At 29.6% G+C, this 8234-nt stretch carries 7 protein-coding genes; all 7 read left to right on the plus strand.

Going from position 1 to position 8234, the window contains the following annotated elements:
- The first annotated feature begins 24 nt into the window (after positions 1-24).
- The 7 genes from CSBG_RS07580 (at position 25) to recA (ending at position 8152) form a co-directional block, all read left to right on the plus strand.
- Positions 25-351 carry a YlmC/YmxH family sporulation protein gene (locus CSBG_RS07580; protein WP_008678429.1) on the plus strand — a complete coding sequence of 109 codons (327 nt, stop codon included), beginning with the start codon at positions 25-27 and terminating at the stop codon, positions 349-351.
- An 18-nt stretch (positions 352-369) separates the two neighbouring features.
- Positions 370-1572 (plus strand): aspartate kinase, encoded by a 1203-nt coding sequence (gene dapG / locus CSBG_RS07585; protein ID WP_008678430.1) that lies wholly within the window; start codon positions 370-372, stop codon positions 1570-1572.
- A 46-nt stretch (positions 1573-1618) separates the two neighbouring features.
- Positions 1619-2359, plus strand: coding sequence for an ATP-dependent Clp protease proteolytic subunit (locus tag CSBG_RS07590; RefSeq protein ID WP_008678431.1), 741 nt, complete (start codon positions 1619-1621; stop codon positions 2357-2359).
- 173 nt (positions 2360-2532) lie between these two features.
- Positions 2533-4938: a DNA translocase FtsK gene (locus tag CSBG_RS07595; protein ID WP_008678432.1), complete on the plus strand. Its 2406-nt coding sequence runs from the start codon at positions 2533-2535 to the stop codon at positions 4936-4938.
- An 86-nt stretch (positions 4939-5024) separates the two neighbouring features.
- Complete coding sequence (rimO, locus tag CSBG_RS07600) at positions 5025-6362, plus strand: 30S ribosomal protein S12 methylthiotransferase RimO (protein ID WP_008678434.1); 1338 nt, start codon at positions 5025-5027, stop codon at positions 6360-6362.
- A complete protein-coding gene (pgsA, locus tag CSBG_RS07605) occupies positions 6346-6936 on the plus strand; it encodes a CDP-diacylglycerol--glycerol-3-phosphate 3-phosphatidyltransferase (protein ID WP_008678435.1) in 591 nt (196 codons plus the stop codon). Before rimO ends, pgsA begins: the two co-directional genes overlap by 17 nt.
- A gap of 175 nt (positions 6937-7111) precedes the next feature.
- Positions 7112-8152, plus strand: coding sequence for a recombinase RecA (gene recA / locus CSBG_RS07610; protein WP_008678436.1), 1041 nt, complete (start codon positions 7112-7114; stop codon positions 8150-8152).
- The last annotated feature ends 82 nt before the right edge of the window (positions 8153-8234 follow it).

Here is an 8234-nt window from a genome sequence, read left to right on the forward strand (position 1 = left end):
TAAGATAATGTGGAGGTGAATCTTATGTTAAGAGGAGATAAACGAAAAGGTGAATATTATGAAGAAGAGTCAAAAAGAGAATCTAAATATAGACTTCTTAGTGACTTAGAAAGATATGAAATATTTAATACAGAAGAAGCAGAAAAATATGATACTCAGCAAGCTTTAGATTTTATAATTGATGAGGATGGGAATTTACAATTTATAGTTGCTGCTGTTGCCGGAAGTAAGCTAGGCCTATTCAGTAGTAGGGAGTATGTAGAAGTCCCTTGGAGTTATGTTACTAAAATTGGAGCAAATGTTATAGTTGTTTCAGCTGATAAGGATAAGATAAAAAGGGCAAGAGCATAATTTTAGGGAGGTTATTACTTGAAAATAATTATACAAAAATTTGGAGGTACATCTGTATCTACTGAAGAGAGAAGAAATCAAGTAGTAGCTAAGGTTAAAAATGCAATAAATGAAGGATTTTCACCTGTAGTAGTTGTATCTGCAATGGGACGAAAAGGAGAACCTTATGCTACAGATACTTTATTATCTTTATTAGATAATAATTTTAAGAGGAATAACCTACAAGCAACTGATATGCTTATGTGCTGTGGAGAAATTATAAGCAGTGTAGTAATGAGTAATGTTTTAATAAACGAAGGTATCCAAGCAGTTCCACTTACTGGTGGCCAAGCAGGTATTATAACAAATGATAGTTTTTCTGAAGCAGATTTGCTTTATACAAGAACAGAAAATATTAAAGGTATTTTAGAAAATGGAAAAGTTCCAGTAGTTACTGGATTTCAAGGCGTAACTGAAAAGGGATATTTAACAACCCTTGGAAGAGGGGGAAGCGATACATCAGCCTGTATTATAGGAGAAGCCCTAAATGCAGAGGAAATAGAGATATATACAGATGTAGATGGAATAATGACAGCTGATCCAAGAATAGTTGATGATGCATCATTGATAGATACAATAACTTATAATGAAGTTTTCCAACTTGCAGACCAAGGAGCAAAAGTTATCCATCCAAGAGCTGTTGAATGCGCAAGAAAAGCTAATATTCCAATAGTTATTAAGAATACTATGAGTAACTGTAAAGGTACTTTAGTTAATAGTTATGGAACAAGTAATCATGAGAGAACTATTTCGGGAATAACACATTTAAATAATAGAGCACAAGTAACAGTAAGATTGAATGAAAACAAAGATAAAGCAAATTATAGATATTTATTAGAACTTTTAGCAAAAAAGAATATAAGTCTAGATTTAATAAATATATTTCCAACAGAACAAATTTTCACTATAGATTCATGCGAAAAAGAAAAATTAGATAGAGTCCTTAAAGAAGCAGATATAAAATATAATTTAATAGAAAATTGTAGCACTATAGCTATAGTTGGAGTAGGAATGACTGGTGTACCTGGGATAATGGCAAAAATAATAAATACACTATCAAAAGGCTCAATAGAAATCCTTCAAACAGCTGATTCTAATATGACAATATGGTGCTTAATTAAATCTGAACATGTTAAGAATGCTCTTAATCTACTTCATAAAGCATTTAATTTAGGTGAATAAAATAAATCCTCTTGTACAAAATAATATTGTATAGGAGGATTTTATTATGAATAATTTTTTTGACTCATCAAAAGATGAAAATAAGGATATAGAAAATGAAGAAGAAAACCTAAAAGAAGCTAAGGAAAAGAGAGAAGAAATAAAAGAATTTGGAACTGATAATGGTGTAGCGCAAGATGAAAGCATTCAGATACTACCTATAATTGGTCAAATAGAAGGTCATCAAGTTTTGCCAGCTCAGTCGAAGTCAACAAAGTATGAACACGTGATTCCTCAACTTATAGCTATGGAGCGTAATGATAATGTAAAGGGAGTATTAATAATACTAAATACAGTTGGTGGAGATGTAGAAGCTGGATTAGCTATTGCAGAAATGATAAATTCTTTATCAAAACCTACAGTTTCAATAGTTATAGGTGGTGGACATTCAATTGGAGTACCACTTGCAACTTCATCAAGTTATTCTTTTATAACTCCATCAGCTACAATGATAGTTCATCCTATAAGAATGAATGGATTTGTTATAGGAGTAGCTCAAACATTTAATTATTTTCAAAAGATGCAAGAACGTATAGATAACTTCATTGTAAGAACATCTAAAATAAAAAAAGATGAATTAAGACAAATGATGTTAAAATCAGATGAACTATTAAATGATATGGGTACAATTTTAATTGGAAAACAAGCAGTAGAATGTGGATTAATAGATGAAGAGGGTGGAATTAAAGATGCTCTAAATAAATTGAAAGAGCTAATTGGAGAAAAAGAAAGTAAAAAAGGAGTATAGGGATAATTATATAAATTTATGAAAAAAAGAAGTTTTCTTTGGAATATATTATATTAATTTAAGCAGTTTAAATAATAGATAGTTATTTAAATTGCTTTTTTTTTATTAAAGTTTATAATATTATTATGTAAATAATTGACTTACAATAAATGGGAAAGTTGCGAGGTGATTGTGTGTCTAGAGTCAAAGCAAAAAATACTAATAAAAAAAAGGACACAAATAAAAAAAATGATGTAAAAGAAAATGGGGATATTAAAGGTATACTTTATATAGCAGTAGGTATTTTATTAGCTATAGCAATTTACACAACTTGGGCAGGAGCATTATCTATTATATCAAGGCAAGTGATATATAAGTTAATAGGAGTAAGTGCTTTTGTACTTCCATTATATTTAATTTATTTTGGGTATCATAATATAGTTTCAAAGGGAAGCATTAAAGTAACAAGAAGGTTTTTTGGTATTACTCTTATTATAATATCAATAACGTTAGGTTGTGCAACTGGCAGTATTCATGTATTGCAATCAAAAGAAGGATTTTATGAAACTTGGCAAGAAGTAGTTAAAGTTTCTGGAATACATGGAGGACTTATAGGACATTTAATTTCTTATCCATTAGGTAAGCTTATTGGTTATATAGGTTCATATATATTATATGTTGCATTGTGGGCAATAGGAACAATATTAATATTTGATATAACTTTATATGATATAATAATGTTTTTTAAAGAAGAAAGTCAAAAGATAAAACCAAAAAAGAAAGAAATAAAAACTAAAGTCAATGTAGAAAAAGAAATAGAAAAAGAAAAAACTCCATTAATAGATGCGGTTCCTAAGGTAAAGGAAAGAGAAAGAGAAGAGTTTATAAATGGAATAAATAATAAAATAAAAATTCTTGATTTTATGAAGAATTCTTCATTAGATGAAGGAGCACTAGAAAGTTCTGTTGAAGAGTTTAAAGAAAATAAAAAAAGTAATCCTTTTAATATAGAGGTTTTTGATGAAGAAAAGCAAGAAGAAGCAGTAAATAAAGAAATTAAAGAAGAAAAGGTTAAGAAAAAAGAAAAATTAGATAATACAGTTAAGGATGTGGTAAGTAAGGAAATAGAAGAAAGCTTAACGGATGAAAAGAAGGAAGAAAAAATTTATCAACATCCATCAGTAGAGCTTTTAAATATAAATAGCAAGATGAAGCTTAAAAGTGAGGATAAGAAAGAGTTAATAGAAAACGCAGGTAAGCTCGAAGGTATTCTTAATGATTTTGGAGTGGATGCAAAGGTTGTTCAAGTAACTAAAGGACCTTCAGTAACTAGATTTGAAATTCAACCAAGCCCGGGGGTAAAAGTTTCGAAAATAGTAAATCTACAAGATGATATAGCCCTAGGACTTGCAGCTAGTGGTGTAAGAATGGAAGCTCCTATACCAGGAAAGGCAGCAATTGGCATAGAAGTTCCAAATAATAAGCAAACAGCAGTATTTCTAAGAGAAGTTTTAGACTCTAATGAATTTAAGACATCAAATAAAAAATTGGCTTTTGCATTAGGAAAAGATATAGCAGGAAAATGTGTAGTAGGAGATTTATCTACAATGCCTCATATGCTAATTGCAGGGGCAACTGGATCTGGTAAATCGGTATGTATTAATACCCTTATAGTTAGTTTGTTATATAAATATAGTCCAAATGAAGTGAAATTATTAATGGTTGATCCTAAAGTTGTAGAACTTAGTGTCTATAATGGAATACCACACCTTTTAATTCCTGTAGTTACAGATCCTAAAAAAGCAGCTGCTGCATTAAACTGGGCAGTTAATGAAATGAATAAGAGATATAAATTATTTGCAGATGCATCTGTAAGAAACATTGAAAGTTATAATGCTCTTTATGAAAAGGGAATAATTGAAGAAAAGTTACCATATATAGTTATGATAGTAGATGAGCTTGCTGATTTAATGATGGCTTGCCCTAATGATGTAGAAGATTATATATGTAGATTAGCACAAATGGCCAGAGCAGCAGGAATGCATTTGATAATTGCAACTCAAAGACCTTCTGTAGATGTAATTACAGGTGTAATTAAAGCTAATATACCATCTAGAATTTCTTTTGCTGTTTCTTCAGGGATAGATTCTAGAACTATATTAGATTCAACAGGTGCTGAAAAGTTACTTGGAAGAGGAGATATGTTATATTGTCCAATTGGGGAAAATAAACCTATTAGAGTCCAAGGAGCATTTATATCAGAAGAAGAAGTGGAAAAGGTTGTAAGCTTTATAAAAGATGAAGAATCAAATGTAGATTATGAAGAATCTATAATTGAACATATAGAAAATGGAACAAAGGATGCTGGTAATTTAGGAGATAACGAGAGTGGTGATGAACTTTTAGATGAAGCAATAAAGGTTGTTATAGAATACAATCAAGCATCTACATCATTCTTACAGAGAAAACTTAGAATAGGATTTAATAGAGCTTCAAGAATAATGGATGAACTTGAAGAACGTGGTATTATATCAGAAAAAGATGGAAGTAGACCAAGACAAGTTTTAGTTTCGAAAGAAGAATTAAATATGGAGGATTAAAAAAACTTGTAAATATTATTTTTCTACATTAAAATAATATTTAGGCTAAATGAGCAATAATTTATAAAACGTAGGAGGAAGTAGCTTTGGAAAAATATAAAGTTGGGATGGTAAGTTTAGGATGTGATAAGAATAGAGTTGACTCTGAACTTATACTTGGAACTATAAATAAATTTTATGAAATAACTAATGATCCTAAGGAAGCTGAAATAATAATCGTTAATACATGTGGATTTATAGAAAGTGCTAAACAAGAATCTATAGATACAATACTAGAGATGGCTGAATATAAGAATAAATATAAATGTAAGATGCTTATAGCTACAGGATGTTTAGCTCAAAGATATGGTGAAGAACTATTAGAACTTATGCCAGAAATTGATATTCTTATGGGTGTTAACGACTATATGAAGTTACATAAGCTTATCTTAGATTTTATAAGAGGAGAAAGAAAGCTACTTGCAACAAATTATAGCGATGAAAATATAAATGAAGGAATAAGACTACTAACAACTGATAAACATACTGCTTATGTTAGAATAGCAGAAGGATGCGATAATTACTGTACTTACTGCATAATACCTAAAATAAGAGGGAAATTTAGAAGTAGATCTAAAGAAGCAATATTAGAAGAAGTAGAGACGCTTGTAAAAAATGGAGTAAAAGAAATTATATTAATAGCACAAGATTTGACTTACTATGGAATGGACATATATAAAGAAAATAAACTTCATGAATTAGTTAGAGAAATTTCTAATGTTACGGGAGTTGAATGGATAAGATTGCTTTATTGCTATCCAGAGGAAATAACAGAAGATTTAATTGAAGAAATGGCGATGAATCCAAAGGTTGTAAAATACTTAGATTTACCTATACAACATATAAGTAATAATATTTTAAAGCGTATGGCAAGAAGAACAAATAAAGAAACAATAACTAATATAATTGATAAATTAAGAGAAAGGATTCCTGGAATAGCACTTAGGACATCTCTTATAGTTGGTTTTCCAGGAGAAACAGAAGAAGATTTTAATGAATTATGTGAGTTTTTAGAAGAGTACAAACTTGATAACGTTGGAGTATTTAAATATTCAAAAGAAGAAGGTACTCCAGCAGCTGATATGGAAAACCAAGTTGAAGAAGAAACAAAAGAAAAAAGACAAGAAAAACTAATGCTAGTTCAAAAAAAAGTAGTAGAAGAATTAAACAAATTGAAAATATCAAAAGTTTATGATACTATTATAGAAGGAAGAAGAGGTAAATATTTCATTGGAAGAAGTTCAGAAATGGCACCTGAAATTGATGGAAATATTTTAGTTAACACAACTAGAAATCTTGAAAAAGGTGATATTGTAAAAATCAAAATTAAGGAAGCGTTAGAGTATGATTTAGTAGGAGAGATATGCGATGAATTTAGCAAATAAGCTAACAATGCTAAGAATATTTTTGGTACCTTTATTTTTAATATTTATTGCTATAAAAAACATTCCATATGGAACTTTCATAGCTACTTTTATATTTATAATTGCATCTTTAACTGATCAATTAGATGGATATATTGCAAGAAGTAGAAATCAAATAACCAATTTTGGTAAATTTATGGATCCTCTTGCAGATAAGCTTTTAGTAACAGCAGCTTTAATATCATTAGTTGAGCTTCAAGTTATACCAGCTTGGGCAACTGTTGTTATAATAGCAAGAGAATTTGCAGTTTCAGGTCTTAGAACAATTGCAGCTGCTGAAGGAAAAATAATTGCAGCAAGCACTTGGGGTAAAGCTAAAACTGTTACTCAAATAGCAGCTATAATATCTTTATTAATTCAAGTTAATGTAGGCACTTCAAAATATTTAACAGCATTAGTTTCAGAAAGTAATATGTTTAGAGTTATTATTACATATGGGCCAAGATTTCTATTATTTTTAGCTGTTGTAATGACAATAGTATCTGGGATTGACTATTTTAATAAAAATAAAAAAATAATAAATACTAATAAATAGTTTATTATATAATAAATAGGATATAATTAAAAATAAAAGTTCCATCTTAGATAGTTGGAACTTTTAATATGCAAGATATTAATACGAAATTATATATTATATGTTGACTAAGGTTAACATATAATATATAATTTATTTATAGAACAAATGTTCGTTTTAGAGAGGAAGGTGCTATATGGGAAATATAGATATGGATAAGTTAAAAGCTATAGAAAATGCAATGGGTCAAATTGAAAAACAATTTGGTAAAGGATCTATAATGAAGCTTGGAGAAAATAGTGCATTAAATATTGAAACTATTTCAACTGGATGTCTTGACTTAGATATAGCTTTAGGTGTAGGGGGATTACCTAAAGGAAGAATAATAGAAATATATGGACCTGAAAGTTCAGGTAAAACAACAGTTGCATTACATGTTGCTGCTGAAGCACAAAAGCTTGGAGGAGCAGTTGCATTTATAGATGCAGAACATGCTTTAGATCCAAGTTATGCTAGAAGATTAGGTGTTGATACAGAAAATCTTATAGTTTCACAACCAGATACAGGAGAGCAAGGGCTTGAAATCGCTGAAGCATTAGTTCGTTCAGGTGCTATAGATGTAATAGTAGTTGACTCAGTTGCGGCTTTAGTTCCAAGAGCTGAAATAGAAGGTGAAATGGGAGATTCTCACGTTGGTCTTCAAGCAAGACTTATGTCACAAGCTTTAAGAAAGTTAACAGGAACTATACAAAAAACAGGTTGTATAGCTATATTTATAAACCAATTAAGAGAAAAAGTTGGGGTTATGTTTGGAAATCCTGAAACTACAACAGGAGGAAGAGCATTAAAGTTCTATTCTTCAGTTAGACTTGATGTTAGAAGAATAGATTCAATAAAACAAGGTGAAAGCGTTGTAGGAAACAGAACAAGAGTTAAGGTAATTAAGAATAAGGTAGCGCCTCCATTTAAACAAGCTGAATTTGATATAATGTATAATGAAGGTATATCAAGAACAGGTAATATAGTTGATGTAGGTGTAAAAGAAGGTATGGTTCAAAAGAGTGGAGCATGGTTCTCTTATGGTGATGTGAGATTAGGCCAAGGTAGAGAAAATGCAAAGCAATACTTAAAGGATAATCCTGAAATTGCATTAGAAATAGAAAATAAAATAAGAGAAAAATATGAATTACCTATTATGAAAGAAGTAGCTATTGATAAAAATGTAAAAGAAAAATAAAACTCATAGCAACTTGAATATAATTAGCTAAATATGTTAATAATAAAAGTCGATAATAATAATTTATTATTATTATTATTAA

The sequence above is a fragment of the Clostridium sp. 7_2_43FAA genome (assembly GCF_000158375.2).
GTDB lineage: Bacteria > Bacillota > Clostridia > Clostridiales > Clostridiaceae > Clostridium > Clostridium tertium.